This is a genomic window from Enterobacter chinensis, from assembly GCF_034008295.1.
Classification (GTDB): domain Bacteria; phylum Pseudomonadota; class Gammaproteobacteria; order Enterobacterales; family Enterobacteriaceae; genus Enterobacter; species Enterobacter chinensis.
Genome location: NZ_JARDVI010000003.1, coordinates 346,748 through 363,122, shown reverse-complemented (window position 1 = coordinate 363,122; position 16,375 = coordinate 346,748). Strand labels below are relative to the sequence as shown.

General features: G+C 55.6%; 20 protein-coding genes and 1 pseudogene. 17 read left to right on the top strand and 4 right to left on the bottom strand.

The genetic code is table 11. The features are described 5' to 3' along the window. The first annotated feature begins 245 nt into the window (after window positions 1-245). From galP to ruvX, 7 genes are all read left to right on the top strand, one after another. Window positions 246-1,643 (top strand): galactose/proton symporter, encoded by a 1,398-nt coding sequence (gene galP, locus PYW49_RS11075; RefSeq protein ID WP_134348796.1) that lies wholly within the window; start codon window positions 246-248, stop codon window positions 1,641-1,643. A gap of 58 nt (window positions 1,644-1,701) precedes the next feature. Further along, window positions 1,702-2,199 (top strand): SprT family zinc-dependent metalloprotease, encoded by a 498-nt coding sequence (locus tag PYW49_RS11070; protein ID WP_320386437.1) that lies wholly within the window; start codon window positions 1,702-1,704, stop codon window positions 2,197-2,199. Between the two features lie 94 nt (window positions 2,200-2,293). Beyond that, window positions 2,294-3,001, top strand: coding sequence for a deoxyribonuclease I (gene endA / locus PYW49_RS11065; RefSeq protein ID WP_023333343.1), 708 nt, complete (start codon window positions 2,294-2,296; stop codon window positions 2,999-3,001). 52 nt (window positions 3,002-3,053) lie between these two features. Beyond that, window positions 3,054-3,785 carry a 16S rRNA (uracil(1498)-N(3))-methyltransferase gene (gene rsmE, locus PYW49_RS11060; RefSeq protein WP_134348793.1) on the top strand — a complete coding sequence of 244 codons (732 nt, stop codon included), beginning with the start codon at window positions 3,054-3,056 and terminating at the stop codon, window positions 3,783-3,785. Window positions 3,786-3,803: 18 nt separating this feature from the next. Next, a complete protein-coding gene (gshB, locus tag PYW49_RS11055) occupies window positions 3,804-4,751 on the top strand; it encodes a glutathione synthase (protein ID WP_320386436.1) in 948 nt (315 codons plus the stop codon). A gap of 82 nt (window positions 4,752-4,833) precedes the next feature. After that, a complete protein-coding gene (locus PYW49_RS11050; protein WP_008499752.1) occupies window positions 4,834-5,394 on the top strand; it encodes a YqgE/AlgH family protein in 561 nt (186 codons plus the stop codon). Further along, window positions 5,394-5,810: a Holliday junction resolvase RuvX gene (gene ruvX / locus PYW49_RS11045; protein ID WP_047347906.1), complete on the top strand. Its 417-nt coding sequence runs from the start codon at window positions 5,394-5,396 to the stop codon at window positions 5,808-5,810. Before PYW49_RS11050 ends, ruvX begins: the two co-directional genes overlap by 1 nt. Window positions 5,811-5,820: 10 nt before the next feature. Here the strand turns inward: ruvX and PYW49_RS11040 are convergent, their stop codons facing one another. Continuing rightward, a complete protein-coding gene (locus PYW49_RS11040; protein WP_320386434.1) occupies window positions 5,821-6,801 on the bottom strand; it encodes a type IV pilus twitching motility protein PilT in 981 nt (326 codons plus the stop codon). A 17-nt stretch (window positions 6,802-6,818) separates the two neighbouring features. Between PYW49_RS11040 and PYW49_RS11035 the strand changes: the two genes are divergently transcribed. The 6 genes and pseudogenes from PYW49_RS11035 to PYW49_RS23380 form a co-directional block, all read left to right on the top strand. Further along, window positions 6,819-7,520 (top strand): YggS family pyridoxal phosphate-dependent enzyme, encoded by a 702-nt coding sequence (locus PYW49_RS11035; protein ID WP_320386433.1) that lies wholly within the window; start codon window positions 6,819-6,821, stop codon window positions 7,518-7,520. Between the two features lie 21 nt (window positions 7,521-7,541). Further along, window positions 7,542-8,108: a YggT family protein gene (locus tag PYW49_RS11030; RefSeq protein ID WP_134348789.1), complete on the top strand. Its 567-nt coding sequence runs from the start codon at window positions 7,542-7,544 to the stop codon at window positions 8,106-8,108. Beyond that, complete coding sequence (gene yggU / locus PYW49_RS11025; protein ID WP_014885193.1) at window positions 8,105-8,401, top strand: DUF167 family protein YggU; 297 nt, start codon at window positions 8,105-8,107, stop codon at window positions 8,399-8,401. The genes PYW49_RS11030 and yggU overlap by 4 nt, the downstream gene beginning before the upstream one ends. 3 nt (window positions 8,402-8,404) lie before the next feature. Continuing rightward, a complete protein-coding gene (locus tag PYW49_RS11020; protein WP_134348788.1) occupies window positions 8,405-8,998 on the top strand; it encodes an XTP/dITP diphosphatase in 594 nt (197 codons plus the stop codon). Then, window positions 8,991-10,133 carry a radical SAM family heme chaperone HemW gene (gene hemW, locus PYW49_RS11015; protein ID WP_320386432.1) on the top strand — a complete coding sequence of 381 codons (1,143 nt, stop codon included), beginning with the start codon at window positions 8,991-8,993 and terminating at the stop codon, window positions 10,131-10,133. Before PYW49_RS11020 ends, hemW begins: the two co-directional genes overlap by 8 nt. 42 nt (window positions 10,134-10,175) lie before the next feature. Beyond that, a pseudogene (locus tag PYW49_RS23380) lies at window positions 10,176-10,282 on the top strand (DUF559 domain-containing protein); the annotation flags it as partial. Between the two features lie 33 nt (window positions 10,283-10,315). On the opposite strand, the gene PYW49_RS11005 reads toward PYW49_RS23380, so the two are convergent. Genes PYW49_RS11005 through trmB form a run of 3 tightly spaced genes read right to left on the bottom strand, consistent with a single transcriptional unit; the run spans window position 10,316 to window position 12,135 of the window. Next, on the bottom strand, window positions 10,316-11,032 hold the full coding sequence (locus PYW49_RS11005; protein WP_320386431.1) for a YggN family protein: 717 nt from the start codon (window positions 11,030-11,032) through the stop codon (window positions 10,316-10,318). 57 nt (window positions 11,033-11,089) lie between these two features. After that, entirely contained in the window at window positions 11,090-11,416 is a 327-nt protein-coding gene (locus tag PYW49_RS11000) for a YggL family protein (protein ID WP_134348786.1), read from the bottom strand. Beyond that, entirely contained in the window at window positions 11,416-12,135 is a 720-nt protein-coding gene (gene trmB / locus PYW49_RS10995) for a tRNA (guanosine(46)-N7)-methyltransferase TrmB (protein ID WP_248190354.1), read from the bottom strand. Before trmB ends, PYW49_RS11000 begins: the two co-directional genes overlap by 1 nt. A 138-nt stretch (window positions 12,136-12,273) precedes the next feature. Between trmB and mutY the strand changes: the two genes are divergently transcribed. The 4 genes from mutY (at window position 12,274) to PYW49_RS10975 (ending at window position 16,316) form a co-directional block, all read left to right on the top strand. Next, window positions 12,274-13,332: an A/G-specific adenine glycosylase gene (gene mutY, locus PYW49_RS10990; protein WP_320386430.1), complete on the top strand. Its 1,059-nt coding sequence runs from the start codon at window positions 12,274-12,276 to the stop codon at window positions 13,330-13,332. Between the two features lie 25 nt (window positions 13,333-13,357). Next, window positions 13,358-13,630: an oxidative damage protection protein gene (locus tag PYW49_RS10985; RefSeq protein WP_023309138.1), complete on the top strand. Its 273-nt coding sequence runs from the start codon at window positions 13,358-13,360 to the stop codon at window positions 13,628-13,630. Between the two features lie 83 nt (window positions 13,631-13,713). Further along, window positions 13,714-14,790, top strand: coding sequence for a membrane-bound lytic murein transglycosylase MltC (gene mltC, locus PYW49_RS10980; RefSeq protein WP_320386603.1), 1,077 nt, complete (start codon window positions 13,714-13,716; stop codon window positions 14,788-14,790). A 269-nt stretch (window positions 14,791-15,059) separates the two neighbouring features. Further along, window positions 15,060-16,316: a nucleoside permease gene (locus tag PYW49_RS10975; protein ID WP_134348783.1), complete on the top strand. Its 1,257-nt coding sequence runs from the start codon at window positions 15,060-15,062 to the stop codon at window positions 16,314-16,316. Window positions 16,317-16,375 lie beyond the last annotated feature (59 nt).

Here is a 16,375-nt window from a genome sequence, read left to right as displayed (position 1 = left end):
TCAGAATATTCTCTTTGCACGATCGCTTTTCTTCTGCTGTTACATCCCCTTTCAGTTAAGTCTGAAATGTGTTCTTTCGCGATGCGCATCACCTCGTTTACCTCTATATTTTCAAAGCTTTAATTATTTTTACGGTTCCGCGCTAGTGTAACCGATTACACCAATGTGATTAATCTCACATATTTTTACGGGTCGCTCACCTACCCTTAACCTCGATAAAACTGATAACCCAACTGGAGGGCATAATGCCTGACAATAAAAAACAGGGGCGTACGTCCAACAAGGCGATGACATTCTTCGTCTGTTTCCTCGCAGCCCTGGCAGGATTACTTTTTGGCCTGGATATCGGCGTGATTGCCGGTGCATTACCTTTCATCACTGAAGAGTTCCAGATCAGCGCTCACACCCAGGAGTGGGTGGTCAGCTCCATGATGTTTGGTGCTGCCGTCGGGGCCGTCGGCAGCGGCTGGCTCTCCTTCAAGCTCGGGCGTAAAAAGAGCCTGATGATCGGCGCCATCCTGTTCGTTGCCGGTTCACTCTTCTCTGCCGCTGCGCCTAACGTTGAGGTCCTGCTGGTTTCCCGCGTTCTGCTCGGTCTGGCCGTGGGCGTGGCGTCCTATACCGCCCCGCTTTACCTGTCTGAAATCGCGCCGGAGAAAATCCGCGGCAGTATGATTTCGATGTACCAGCTGATGATCACCATCGGCATTTTGGGCGCATACCTTTCAGATACCGCGTTTAGCTACAGCGGCGCATGGCGCTGGATGCTCGGCGTGATCATCATCCCGGCCATTCTGCTGTTGATTGGCGTCTTCTTCCTGCCGGACAGCCCGCGCTGGTTTGCCGCTAAACGCCGCTTCGTTGATGCTGAACGCGTGCTGCTTCGCCTGCGTGATACCAGCGCAGAAGCGAAAAATGAGCTGGAAGAGATCCGCGAAAGCCTGAAGGTCAAACAGTCTGGCTGGGCGTTGTTTAAAGAGAATAGCAATTTCCGTCGCGCGGTTTTCCTCGGCGTACTGCTTCAGGTCATGCAGCAGTTCACCGGGATGAACGTCATTATGTATTACGCACCAAAAATCTTTGAGCTGGCGGGTTATACCAACACCACCGAGCAAATGTGGGGGACCGTCATCGTGGGTCTGACCAACGTGCTGGCGACCTTTATCGCCATCGGCCTGGTAGACCGCTGGGGACGTAAGCCAACGCTGACGCTGGGCTTCCTGGTGATGGCGGCCGGTATGGGTGTCCTCGGTACAATGATGCATGTGGGCATTCACTCACCAACCGCCCAGTACTTCGCGGTAGGCATGCTGCTGATGTTTATCGTCGGCTTTGCGATGAGCGCCGGCCCGCTGATTTGGGTGCTGTGCTCTGAGATCCAGCCGCTGAAAGGGCGTGATTTTGGTATCACCTGCTCGACCGCAACGAACTGGATTGCCAACATGATCGTCGGCGCAACGTTCCTGACCATGCTCAATACCCTGGGCAATGCCAACACCTTCTGGGTCTATGCGGGTCTGAACCTGTTCTTTATCGTTCTGACTATCTGGCTGGTTCCAGAAACCAAACATGTGTCCCTGGAACATATCGAACGTAACCTGATGAAAGGTCGTCCTCTGCGCGAAATCGGTGCCCACGACTAATCCTCCCATGGGAGGTGCCCCTTGCACCTCCCCGCTTCGCGCTTTATGCTCTGCCCCTATGAAAGCTCCCCGTCTCCCCATCGCCCTTCAGCAGGCCGTTATGCGCAGCCTGCGGGAAAAACTCGCCCAGGCGAACCTGAAGCTCGGTCGCAACTACCCTGAACCTAAGGTAGTTTATCAGCAGCGTGGCACCGCGGCCGGTACCGCCTGGCTCGAGTCTTATGAGATCCGCCTTAACCCGGTACTCATGATGGAAAACCAGCAGGCGTTTATTGAGGAAGTGGTGCCGCACGAGCTGGCGCATCTGCTGGTCTGGAAGCACTTCGGGCGCGTCGCTCCCCACGGAAAAGAGTGGAAATGGATGATGGAGGCAGTGCTCGGCGTTCCGGCGCGCCGTACCCATCAGTTCGAGCTGGAATCGGTGCGCCGCAATACCTTCCCCTACCGCTGCCAGTGTCAGCAGCACCAGCTTACCGTCCGCCGCCATAACCGGGTGGTACGCGGCGAGGCGACCTACCGCTGCGTCAAATGCGGCGAGCCACTGGTGGCGGACTAATCACCTGAACTTTCAGGAACTTTCCTGACCTGACTGATTGCATACAAGAACAACTTTCGTTACGTTGCGGGCTCGTTTTGACACGGAGTGTAAGATGTCCCGTAATTTTTCTCTCGCGGTCGCCTTTTTGACGACGGCGCTCTCAGGCCACGCGCTGGCCGACGGTATCAACAGTTTCTCTCAGGCCAAAGCGGCCGGTGTAAAGGTCAACGCTGACGTGCCTGGCGATTTCTACTGCGGCTGTAAAATTAACTGGCAGGGTAAAAAAGGGGTCGTTGACCTTGAGTCCTGCGGCTATAAGGTGCGTAAAAACGAAAACCGCGCCAGCCGTATTGAATGGGAACATGTCGTTCCGGCATGGCAGTTCGGCCACCAACGCCAGTGCTGGCAGGATGGTGGACGTAAAAACTGCGCCAAAGACCCGGTTTATCGCCAGATGGAAAGCGATATGCATAACCTGCAGCCCGCCGTGGGTGAAGTGAACGGTGACCGCGGCAATTTCATGTACAGCCAGTGGAACGGTGGCGAAGGCCAGTACGGCCAGTGCGGAATGAAGGTTGATTTTAAAGAGAAAGTCGCCGAGCCCCCTGCCCGCGCGCGCGGCAGCATTGCCCGCACCTATTTCTATATGCGTGACCGTTACGATCTCAACCTCTCCCGCCAGCAGACGCAACTGTTCAACGCCTGGGACAAGCAATACCCGGTGACGGAGTGGGAATGCCAGCGCGACGAACGCATCGCCAGGGTTCAGGGGAATCATAACCCTTACGTCCAGCGGGCTTGCCAGGCGCAAAAGAGCTAACCTACACTAGCGGCAATTTGCTTACATCGTATTACACACGGAATTTCTGACTATGCGCATTCCCCGCATTTACCATCCTGAACTGATTACCGCAGGTCGCGAAATCGCCCTGTCTGATGACGCCGCCAACCACGTTGGCCGAGTGCTGCGCATGGGCGCAGGTCAGACAATTCAGCTGTTCGACGGCTCTAACCAGGTTTTCGACGCACAAATTACGCGGTCCGATAAAAAAAGTGTGCACGTTAACGTGCTGCGTGGCGAAGTGGATGATCGCGAATCACCCCTGCACATTCATCTGGGCCAGGTGATGTCGCGCGGGGAAAAGATGGAGTTCACGATTCAGAAATCTATTGAACTGGGTGTAAGCCTCATTACGCCACTTTTTTCTGAGCGCTGTGGCGTTAAACTGGATGCGGAACGTCTGAACAAAAAGATCCAGCAGTGGCAGAAAATTGCCATCGCGGCTTGTGAACAGAGTGGTCGCAACCGTATTCCGGAGATCCGCCCGGCGATGGATCTGGAAGACTGGTGTGCAGAAGAGGAAAGTGGGCTGAAGCTCAATCTTCATCCACGCGCCAGCGCCAGCATCAATACGCTGCCCCTGCCCGTTGAGCGCGTACGCCTGCTGATTGGCCCCGAAGGTGGGCTTTCGGCGGACGAAATTGCGATGACGGCACGTTACCAGTTTACTGATATTCTGTTGGGACCTCGCGTTCTGCGCACTGAGACAACGGCACTCACGGCCATTACCGCGCTACAGGTACGGTTTGGCGATCTGGGTTGACGCATATTGGAGAGAAAGATGATCAAGCTCGGCATCGTGATGGACCCCATCGCAAACATTAACATCAAGAAAGATTCCAGCTTCGCTATGCTGCTGGAAGCGCAGCGTCGCGGTTATGAACTCCACTATATGGAGATGAACGATCTTTACCTGATCAACGGTGAAGCCCGCGCGCGCACCCGCATCGTTAACGTCGAGCAGAACTACGACAAATGGTACGAATTCGGCACAGAGCAGGACATTGCGCTTGCCGATCTCAACGTCATCCTGATGCGTAAAGATCCGCCGTTCGACACCGAGTACATCTACTGCACCTATATCCTTGAACGTGCAGAAGAGAAAGGGACGCTGATCGTCAATAAACCGCAGAGCCTGCGCGACTGCAACGAGAAGCTTTACACCGCCTGGTTCTCCGACCTGACGCCTGAAACGCTGGTGACCCGCAACAAAGCCCAGTTGAAGGAATTCTGGCAGAAGCACGGCGATATCATCATGAAGCCGCTGGACGGCATGGGCGGCGCGTCGATTTTCCGCGTGAAAGAGAGCGACCCGAACATTGGCGTGATTGCCGAAACACTGACCGAGCTGGGCACCCGTTACTGCATGGCGCAGAACTATATTCCGGCGATCAAAGACGGCGACAAACGCGTTCTGGTCGTGGATGGCGAACCGGTTCCTTACTGCCTGGCACGTATCCCGCAGGGTGGCGAAACCCGTGGTAATCTGGCGGCCGGTGGCCGTGGCGAACCGCGCCCGTTGACCGAAAGCGACTGGGAAATTGCCCGCCGCGTTGGTCCTACTCTTAAGGCTAAAGGCCTGATCTTCGTTGGCCTGGATATCATCGGCGACCGTCTGACGGAAGTGAACGTCACCAGCCCGACCTGCATTCGTGAAATTGAAGCGGTATTCCCGGTCTCCATTACCGGAATGCTGATGGAAGCTATCGAAAAACGCCTGCAGAAATAACCCACCAATGAGTGACAGCGCCCGGGTTTCTCCGCATACTGGTCGCTGTCGCTTTTTAAACCAGGAAACAGTACCTCTGACAATGAATTTACAGCATCACTTTCTTATTGCCATGCCTGCTCTCCAGGACCCGATTTTTCGCCGCGCTGTGGTTTATATTTGTGAATACAATGAAGACGGCGCGATGGGCATTATCATCAACAAACCGCTGGAAAACCTTCAGGTTGAAGGGATTCTGGACAAGCTGAAAATCCCGGCTGAAGCGCGCTTGCCGGAAATCCGGCTCGATAAACCCGTGATGCTGGGTGGACCTCTCGCAGAAGATCGCGGTTTTATCCTGCATACGCCGCCGGTATTCTCTTCCAGTATTCGAATTTCGGATAACACCGTCATCACCACCTCACGCGACGTGCTGGAGACGCTGGGCACCGCTGAGCAGCCTTCTGAAGTACTGGTGGCGCTGGGCTATTCGTCGTGGGAGAAAGGCCAGCTTGAGCAAGAGATCCTCGATAATGCCTGGCTCACCGCCCCTGCAGACATGAATATCCTGTTTAAAACCCCTATCGCCGATCGCTGGCGTGACGCGGCTAAGCTGATTGGCATTGATATTCTGACCATGCCTGGCGTCGCGGGGCACGCCTGATGAGCGGAACACTTCTGGCCTTCGATTTTGGCACCAAAAGCATTGGCGTCGCCATTGGTCAGCGCATTACCGGTACCGCCCGTCCGCTTACGGCCCTGAAGGCCAACGACGGCACGCCTGACTGGAATCTGATCGAGCGTCTGCTCAAAGAGTGGCAGCCGGATGACGTGATTGTTGGGCTGCCGCTGAACATGGATGGCACAGAACAGCCGCTTACCGCCCGGGCGCGTAAGTTCGCCAATAAAATCCATGGCCGCTTTGGCGTCTCCGTGAAGCTTCACGACGAGCGCCTCAGCACTGTCGAAGCGCGAGCGGGTCTGTTTGAACATGGCGGCTTCCGGGCGCTCAACAAAGGCAGCGTGGACTCCGCTTCTGCCGTCATCATCCTCGAAAGCTATTTCGAACAGGGCTATTGAACACAGGGGCCTACAGCCGCCCCTGCGCCCGTCTCTCCGCCAGGCTCTGGTCAAAGTTCTGCATTCCTGCCTGCTGACCGGTTTGAATAATGCCGGGCAACTGCCATGTTTTTCCTTCGCGAATGAGATTCGCCGCCGCTGCTGTGTTCACCAGCAGTTCATACAGCGCGACGCGGCCATCCTGGAGATCGGGAACCAGCTTCTGCGCCAGGACTGCCCGCAGGCTGCCGGCTAGCTGGTTACGCACCGGATCTTTCTCCTGCGCCGGGAACGTATCGACCAGCCGTTCAATCGCCTGCGATGCGCCGCGCGTATGCAGCGTCGCCAGCACCAGATGCCCGGTTTCGGCCGCCGTCAGCGCCAGGCGGATCGTTTCGCTGTCGCGCAGTTCCCCCAGCAAAATCACGTCCGGATCCTCACGCAACGCACTGCGCAGCGCTTCAGCAAATGACGGGCTGTGCTGACCTATCTCCCTCTGCTGTATCAGGCAACGTTCACTCTGGTAGATAAACTCCACCGGATCTTCGAGCGTGAGAATATGGCCGTCAGTATGGTGGTTGAGAAAATCGACCATTGCCGCGAGCGTAGTGGATTTGCCGCTGCCGGTCGCCCCCGTCACCAGAATCAACCCTGAGTCATTGGATAACAGTTCCGGGATTGCCCGTGGCACGGCCAACGAAGCGAGCTGCGGACAGGTACGCGGCAACAGCCGCAACGCCACAGAGACGCCGCTCATTTGCTTAAAGGCACTGCCGCGCAGACGCTGGCCCCCCGCCACTGTCGCGGCAAAATCCACCTGCCCGTTTGCCCACCATGTTCCCTGCTGCTCGTCGTTGAGCCACGCTTTTAACAACGCTTCGACGTCAGGAGGCGGAAACGGTGCCGGTTCAAGGCGGCCTGTTCTGCGCCAGCGGGGTGGCGAATCACTGCACAGGTGTAGATCGGAGACATTATGCTTTACACTAAGCGCCACCATTTCTTCCACATCCATAGACTACTCCTCGGAAAATGAACGACATTGCGCATAACCTGGCACAGGTCCGGGACAAAATCTCAGCCGCCGCAACGCGTTGCGGCCGTGCTTCAGAAGAAATTACGTTACTTGCAGTCAGCAAAACGAAGCCTGCGAGCGCCATCGCAGAAGCCATTGATGCTGGCCAGCGGGCGTTTGGTGAAAACTACGTCCAGGAGGGTGTGGATAAAATTCGCTACTTCCAGGAACAGGGGAATACCCGTCTGCAGTGGCACTTTATTGGTCCCCTGCAGTCGAACAAAAGCCGTCTGGTGGCAGAGCACTTCGACTGGTGCCACACCATTGACCGTCTGCGCATTGCTACCCGCCTGAATGACCAGCGTCCGGCAGAGATGCCTGCGCTTAACGTGCTGATTCAGGTCAACATCAGCGACGAAAACAGCAAGTCCGGCATTGCGCTGAGCGAGCTGGATGCGCTGACAGCAGAGGTAGCCGCACTGCCGCGCTTAACCCTGCGCGGGCTGATGGCAATTCCGGCACCTGAGTCAAGTTATGAAAGGCAGTTTGCCGTGGCACAGCAAATGGCTGTAGCATTTGAGGCGCTTAAAGCGCGCTATGACACGGTAGACACGCTTTCTCTGGGCATGTCGGATGATATGGAAGCCGCCATCGCGGCAGGCAGCACTATGGTGCGCATCGGTACAGCCATTTTCGGTGCGCGCGACTACACCCAATAATAAGGAAACCTGAGGAACGCCATGAAGACGTTGACTTTCCTGCTCTCAACGGTCATTGAGCTGTATACGATGGCGCTTTTGCTGCGCGTCTGGATGCAGTGGGCCCGCTGTGACTTTTACAATCCGTTCTCCCAGTTTGTCGTGAAAATCACGCAACCTATCGTCGGACCGTTGCGCCGTATTATTCCGGCAATGGGTCCCATCGACAGTTCGTCTCTGCTGGTGGCGTTTATTCTGAGCGTTATCAAAGCAATCGTGCTGTTTATGGTCATCACCTTCCAGCCGATTATCTGGATAGCCGCCGTCCTGATTCTGATCAAAACCGTCGGTCTGCTGATTTTCTGGGTGCTGCTGGTCATGGCCATCATGAGCTGGGTCAGCCAGGGGCGCAGCCCGGTGGAGTACGCATTGATTCAGTTGGCCGAACCGCTGCTGCGTCCGATCCGTAACCTGCTCCCGTCTATGGGCGGTATCGACTTTTCCCCGATGATCCTGGTTCTGCTGCTCTATGTGATCAACATGGGGATCGCAGAACTGTTACAGTCCACGGGCGATATGCTGCTGCCGGGGCTGTGGATGGCGCTATGAGTGCAGTAAGCACCTGCGCTGACGGGCTGGTTTTGCGGCTGTATATTCAGCCGAAAGCCAGCCGTGACAGTATTGTTGGACTGCATGGCGACGAGTTAAAAGTCGCCATCACTGCCCCACCCGTTGACGGCCAGGCGAACGCGCATCTGACCAAATATCTGGCAAAACAGTTTCGCGTGGCTAAAAGCCAGGTCATTATTGAAAAAGGCGAGCTGGGGCGGCATAAACAGGTAAAAATCCTCAACCCGCAATCGATCCCGACGGAAGTCGCGGCTTTGACAGAACAGGACTAAACCATGCAGAAAGTTGTTCTCGCGACCGGTAACGCCGGTAAAGTGCGCGAGCTGGCCTCGCTATTAAATGATTTTGGGCTGGACGTGGTCGCTCAGACCGATCTTGGCGTGGATTCCGCCGAAGAGACGGGGCTGACGTTTATCGAAAACGCGATCCTGAAAGCACGCCATGCCGCGCAGATTACGGGCCTGCCCGCGATTGCCGACGACTCCGGCCTGGCCGTTGATTTTCTCGGCGGCGCGCCGGGGATTTACTCTGCACGCTATTCCGGCGTTGACGCTACCGACCAGCAGAATCTGGAAAAGCTGCTTGTCTCACTGAAAGACGTGCCTGACGAACAGCGTACCGCGCAGTTCCACTGCGTGCTGGTCTATATGCGTCACGCTGAAGACCCAACACCCATCGTCTGCCACGGCAGCTGGCCGGGGGTGATTACCCGCGAAGCGGCAGGCAACGGCGGCTTTGGCTACGACCCGATTTTCTATGTCCCGTCCGAGGGCAAAACCGCTGCGGAACTGACCCGCGAAGAGAAAAGCGCGATTTCCCACCGTGGACGCGCGTTGAAACTGTTACTGGAAGCACTGCGTAATGGCTAATTTGCCACCCCTGAGTCTGTATATTCACATCCCGTGGTGCGTGCAGAAATGCCCGTACTGCGATTTCAACTCGCACGCGCTGAAAGGTGAAGTGCCACACGATGATTACGTTGCGCATCTGCTGGCCGACCTGGATGCCGATGTACCTTACGCACAGGGACGTGAAGTTAAGACCATTTTCATTGGTGGCGGTACGCCGAGCCTGCTGTCCGGCCCGGCGATGCAGACGCTGCTGGACGGCGTGCGTGCACGTCTGAACCTGGCAGCAGATGCTGAAATTACGATGGAAGCCAACCCCGGTACCGTTGAGGCCGACCGTTTTGTCGATTATCAGCGTGCGGGCGTGAACCGGATTTCCATCGGCGTACAGAGCTTTAGCGAGCCGAAGTTAAAACGTCTGGGGCGTATTCACGGCCCGGAAGAGGCGAAGCGTGCGGCAAATCTGGCAACAGGGCTGGGTCTGCGCAGCTTTAACCTCGATCTGATGCACGGTCTGCCTGACCAGTCACTGGAAGAGGCGCTGGACGATCTGCGTCAGGCGATTGCGCTGAATCCGCCGCACCTTTCGTGGTACCAGCTCACCATCGAGCCAAACACGCTGTTTGGCTCTCGTCCCCCGGTGCTGCCGGATGACGACGCGCTGTGGGATATCTTCGAGCAAGGCCACCAGCTGTTAACCGCGGCGGGCTATCAGCAGTATGAAACGTCGGCCTACGCGAAGCCGGGCTACCAGTGTCAGCACAACCTGAACTACTGGCGGTTTGGCGACTATCTGGGGATTGGCTGCGGCGCGCACGGTAAAGTGACTTTCCCGGACGGGCGCATTCTGCGCACGGCTAAGACTCGCCATCCGCGCGGGTATATGGAAGGCCGTTATCTTGAGCGTCAGCACGACGTAGAGGCGGCGGATAAGCCGTTTGAGTTCTTTATGAACCGCTTCCGCCTGCTGGAAGCTGCACCCCGTGCAGAGTTTGCGCGATACACCGGGCTGCCGGAGTCAGTGATTCGTCCACAAATTGACGAAGCGCTGGTGCAGGGGTATCTCACGGAATGTGAGGAATACTGGCAGATTACCGAGCACGGCAAACTGTTCTTAAACTCCCTTCTTGAGCTGTTCCTCGCAGAAGATTCCTGAAGGCTGATTCAGGATTTCGCATCCCGTCCTGCCGGCTGAGGGAAAGGCTGGTATGTCATTCGATTCTGGAACAACGAGCTCTGGAATAACGAAGAAGGGGTGTTAGAAAAATCCTTGAAACACTGCAAAGGCTGCTACCCTCTCCCTGAAAGGGAGAGGGTTAGGATGAGGGGTGAAGTTAATTACTTCAGCGTCCCCACCAGCGCCTTCCTGCTGTCTTCCAGCGACACCACGCGTTTACACACGTCTTTGCCGAACTTCTGGAAATCATCTTCCTGGTTCTTCCACTCGTTCTGAATGGAGGTCTGCAGGCCACCCAGACTGCCCAGCACGCCCTGAAGCGGGTTACCACCGCCTTTCAGTACCGCTTTGGCGCCCATCTCGTTGATGCTGTCCTGCAGGATACCGCCCATCGCCTGGTTCACCAGCTGCTGCCCGTCAGCACGGACCTGATCAATCGCTTTGTAGTGGAACGTCAGGCCGTCGGTACGCGTCTCGATAATCCGGTTCATCTGCTCTTTGAGCTGCTTATCGAGCTTGGTCAGGCGGGTGCGCATATTGCTGCTCTCACCCACCTCTTTGGTAATGATCTTGTCCAGCGCCACGCGGCTTTTCTCAACGCGCGTCAGTGCGCCTTCGTTAATCCACGGCAGCGCGGTACGCAAATCGGCCTGGTAGTCTTTCGCCTGCTCACGCTGTGCGGCAGTCAGGTTGTACTGTTTGCCGTTAAAGGTGACGTTCCCTTCCAGCGTAATCACCAGATTGCCGTTCTCGCCTTTGACCTGCACGGTTTGCGGGTTTAACACCACGTCGTCACGCGGGGTGACGCTACATTTATACTCCGCATGGGCGGTGGATCCGATTGCCAGTAAAGCAACCGCCAGCAACGTTTTGCGCATCTTAAACACTCCCTCAGACAAAATGGGCCAGCTAATGCTGGCCCTGTACTTGCTTTATTAGTCCCACCAAACGTCGAAAAGTTCGCTGACGCGGACATCTTCCAGCTTGCGGTCTTCAAGCCATTTACGTACCAGAGCCTGATGTTCTTCGGTGCATTTACCCACTTCCTGGGTGCAGATCAGACCTTCCCATGCCAGGTAGCCGCTACCGTCGAAGGCCAGTTTGTTGGGTTCGATCACGTCATTGATGAACGCATCTACTTCCTGATCGATCTGTTCTACGCTGGTGCCTTCCGGGAAACGCCACGCAACGGAGAAACCCACTTCCTGGAATTCTTCGATGTGCATCTTTTTACGCAGACGACGGCTACGATTCTTTGCCATTATTTCACCCTCTCGAACATTAAGTCCCATACACCGTGACCAAGACGATGGCCACGCTGTTCAAATTTCGTTACCGGACGCGATTCCGGACGCGGTACATAGTCGTTGCTTTCAGACTGGTTTTTATAGCCATCCAGCGACGACATCACTTCCAGCATATGTTCCGCATAAGGTTCCCAGTCGGTCGCCATGTGGAAGACGCCGCCCAGTTTTAACTTACTTTTCAGCAGCTCGGCAAACGGTGCCTGAACGATACGGCGTTTATTATGACGTGCTTTGTGCCACGGGTCAGGGAAAAAGAGCTGAACCATGGTTAAAGAATTGTCAGGAATCATTTTGTGCAGCACTTCCACCGCGTCGTGACACATCACGCGCAGGTTCTCAACGCCCTCTTCGTGGGCCGTTGCCAGGCATGCACCCACGCCCGGGGAGTGTACTTCGATACCGAGGAAGTTCTGCTCCGGGCGGGCTTTCGCCATGGCCACCAGCGAGGTGCCCATACCAAAGCCGATTTCCAGCGTGACTGGCGCCTCGCGACCAAACAGTTCAGTAAAGTCCAAAGGCTGCTCGCTGAACTCAACGCCCATCACCGGCCAGTAGTTGTCCAGCGCATGTTGCTGCCCTTTTGTCAGGCGGCCCTGACGGCGGACAAAGCTGCGAATACGGCGCAGCGGGCGACCGTTTTCATCAAATTCCGGTGAAATGACGTCGTTTTTCATAAAAGAGTTGTCTGCTTGTGAGAATGTTCGGGAAACGGGCATTATCCAAAGTTAAGGCTTCTATGCAAGCATGGGAAAGATCCGGTTTACAGCAGATTGACGCTGTGCTGCAATCGGCGTCCCTGATTATACGAATCGATGACCATGCAAGCCTCTCAATTTTCAGCCCAGGTGCTGGACTGGTACGACAAATACGGGCGTAAAACCCTGCCCTGGCAAATTGAAAAAACGCCTTATAAAGTATGGCTCTCCGAAGTGATGTTGCAACAAACGCAGGTCGCCACGGTGATCCCTTACTTTGAGCGTTTTATGGCACGCTTCCCGACGGTGACCGATCTGGCCAACGCGCCGCTGGACGAGGTGCTGCACCTGTGGACCGGGCTTGGCTACTACGCCCGCGCGCGTAATTTGCACAAAGCCGCACAGCAGGTCGCGACGCGCCACAACGGTAAATTCCCGGAAACCTTCGACGAAGTGGCGGATTTACCCGGCGTCGGGCGTTCAACCGCGGGCGCCATTCTCTCTTTGTCTTTAGGCAAACATTTCCCGATCCTCGACGGCAACGTTAAGCGCGTGCTGGCACGCTGCTATGCCGTCGACGGCTGGCCGGGGAAGAAGGACGTTGAAAAACGTCTTTGGGAGATCAGTGAAGACGTCACCCCAGCCAACGGCGTGGAGCGTTTTAATCAGGCGATGATGGACCTCGGCGCGATGGTCTGCACGCGCTCAAAACCAAAATGCGAACTCTGCCCGGTGAATAATCTCTGCATGGCGTATGCCAACCATTCGTGGGCGCAGTATCCGGGTAAGAAACCCAAGCAGACGCTGCCCGAGCGCACCGGCTATATGCTGCTGATGCAGCACGGCGACGACGTCTTCCTGGCCCAGCGTCCACCGAGCGGTCTGTGGGGCGGTCTATACTGCTTCCCACAGTTTGAAAAGGAAGCGCTGCTGCGTGAATGGCTTAAATCACGCGGGATTGCTGCCGATAACCTGACGCAGCTGACCGCGTTTCGCCACACCTTCAGCCATTTCCACCTGGATGTTGTGCCGATGTGGCTTCCCGTGTCCTCATTCACCTCGTGCATGGATGAAGGCACCGCTCTCTGGTATAACTTAGCGCAACCGCCATCAGTCGGACTGGCGGCTCCCGTGGAGCGCCTGTTACAGCAATTACGTGCCGGTGCAATGGTTTAGCATCGGCTAAAAAAGAGGAATGAGTATGGCCAGAACGATTTTTTGTACTTTCCTGCAGCGTGACGCTGAAGGCCAGGATTTCCAGCTTTATCCGGGCGACCTGGGTAAACGCATTTATAACGAAATCTCCAAAGAAGCCTGGGGACAGTGGCAGAAAAAGCAGACCATGCTGATCAACGAGAAGAAACTCAGCATGATGAACCCGGAACATCGCAAACTGCTGGAGCAGGAGATGGTGAGCTTCCTGTTCGAAGGCAAAGACGTGCACATCGAAGGCTATACGCCGCCGGAAAAATAATATCGCGCCGCTGTTGCCGGGTGGCGCTGCGCTTACCCGGCGAAAGCAACGACTAAGCAAACACAACACGCACTCCCGGAATGATGAAAAAACTTTTAGCGCTAGCCCTTGTTGCGCCGTTGCTTGCCTCGTGTTCGTCAAAAAAAGGCGATGATTACAACGAAGCCTGGATCAAGGACACCAACGGTTTTGACATTTTGATGGGGCAGTTTGCCCACAACATCGAGAATATATGGGGATTTAACGAAGTTCTTATTGCCGGACCTAAGGACTACGTTAAGTACACCGACGCCTATCTGACCCGTAGCCACATCAACTTTGATGAGGGTACGATCACGATTGAAACCATCGCAGGCACAGACCCTGCGGCACGACTCCGTCAGGCGATTATCAAAACCCTGCTGATGGGTGACGATCCAGGATCTATCGATCTCTACTCCGATGCCGACGATATCACTATCTCGAAAGAGCCGTTCCTGTACGGTCAGGTTGTCGATCAGACCGGCCAGCCGATCCGCTGGGAAGGTCGCGCCACGAAATTTGCCGACTATCTGCTGCAGACGCGCCTCAAAAGCCGCTCTAACGGTCTGAAGATTATCTACAGCGTCACCATCAACCTCGTCCCGAACCACCTCGACAAGCGTGCGCATAAGTACATTGGGATGGTGCGTCAGGCCTCGCGTAAGTACGGTGTGGATGAGTCGCTGATCCTGGCGATTATGCAAACCGAGTCGTCGTTTAACCCGTACGCGGTAAGCCGTTCCGACGCCCTGGGGCTGATGCAGGTTGTGCAGCACAGCGCCGGTAAAGACGTCTTCCGTGCGCAGGGTAAATCCGGGACGCCGAGCCGCAGCTATCTGTTCGATCCGCAGAGCAACATTGATACCGGCACGGCCTATCTGGCAATGCTAAACAATGTCTACCTTGGAGGGATTGATAACCCAACCTCGCGCCGCTATGCGGTGATCACCGCCTATAACGGCGGCGCGGGCAGCGTGCTGCGTGTGTTCTCGAATGACAAAGTGCAGGCCGCAAACATCATCAACAGCATGGCACCAGGGGATGTCTACTCAACCCTCACCACCCGCCACCCGTCTGCGGAATCCCGTCGCTATCTGTATAAGGTGAATTCGGCGCAGAAGAACTACCGTCGCCGATAATCAACACACCTTCTCCTGCAAGGAGAAGGTGTTCTGCTTTCCCTCTCCCCGTGGGAGAGGGTCTGGGTGAGGGCATCAGGCCGCACCTAATCTCCCACCCATACGAAAATGTTATTTGCATCACAATCCAAACTGCAAATTAATGTGGATTGCATTTTTTTGCGGGAGGTAACAAAACATATCGTTGCCAACTGATAGAATTGCATCAAATAACAACCCTGAATGTTCCCAAAACAACATATCTCCCGCTCACTTGTGAGGAAAGTAACATGAACCTTAAGCTGCAGCTTAAAATCTTGTCGTTTCTGCAGTTCTGCCTGTGGGGTAGCTGGCTAACCACACTCGGCTCCTATATGTTTGTGACGCTCAAGTTCGATGGTGCGTCAATCGGTGCCGTATACAGCTCGCTCGGTATTGCGGCTGTCTTCATGCCAACGCTGCTGGGGATCGTGGCGGATAAATGGTTAAGTGCGAAATGGCTGTACATGCTTTGCCATCTGGTAGGCGCGGGGACGCTGTTTATGGCAGCCCAGGTGACCACGCCGGGGGCGATGTTCATGGTGATCCTGCTTAACTCACTGGCCTACATGCCAACGCTTGGCCTGATCAACACCATCTCCTACCACCGCATCAAGTCTGCGGGAATGGATATCGTGACTGACTTCCCGCCAATCCGTATCTGGGGCACCATCGGCTTTATCATGGCGATGTGGGGCGTGAGCTTCGCAGGCTTTGAGTTGAGCCACATGCAGCTCTATATCGGCGCAGCGCTCTCTGTGGTACTGGCATTGTTCACCCTGACGCTGCCGCACATTCCGGTTTCTAACCAGCAGAAGAACCAGAGCTGGAGTTCAATGCTCGGTCTGGATGCGTTCGCATTGTTCAAAAACAAACGCATGGCGATCTTCTTTATCTTCTCCATGCTGCTGGGTGCGGAACTGCAGATCACCAACATGTTCGGCAATACCTTCCTGCACAGCTTCGATAACAACCCGCTGTTTACCGGAAGCTTTATTGTTGAGCACGCGTCGGTGATGATGTCCATCTCTCAGATCTCTGAGACGCTGTTCATCCTGACCATCCCGTTCTTCCTGAGCCGCTACGGTATCAAGAACGTCATGCTGATCAGTATCGCGGCATGGATGTTGCGCTTCGGTCTGTTCGCCTACGGCGACCCAAGCCCGTTCGGCACCGTGCTGCTGGTTCTGTCGATGATTGTTTACGGCTGCGCCTTCGACTTCTTCAACATCTCGGGTTCCGTGTTTGTAGAAAAAGAAGTGAAGCCTGAAATCCGCGCCAGCGCACAGGGTATGTTCCTGATGATGACCAACGGCTTCGGCTGTATTCTGGGCGGTGTGGTGAGCGGTAAAGTGGTTGAGATGTATACCACCAACGGCATCACCAACTGGCAGCCTGTGTGGCTGATCTTCGCCGCGTACTCGCTGGTGCTGTTCTTCGCGTTTATCGCGCTGTTCAAGTACAAGCATGTTCGCGTGCCGAATGGTGCACAGCCAGTCGCGCATTGATTGTTATGCCCGGTGGCGCTGCGCTTACCGGGCCTACAAAACCAGACCGTAGTCCGGGT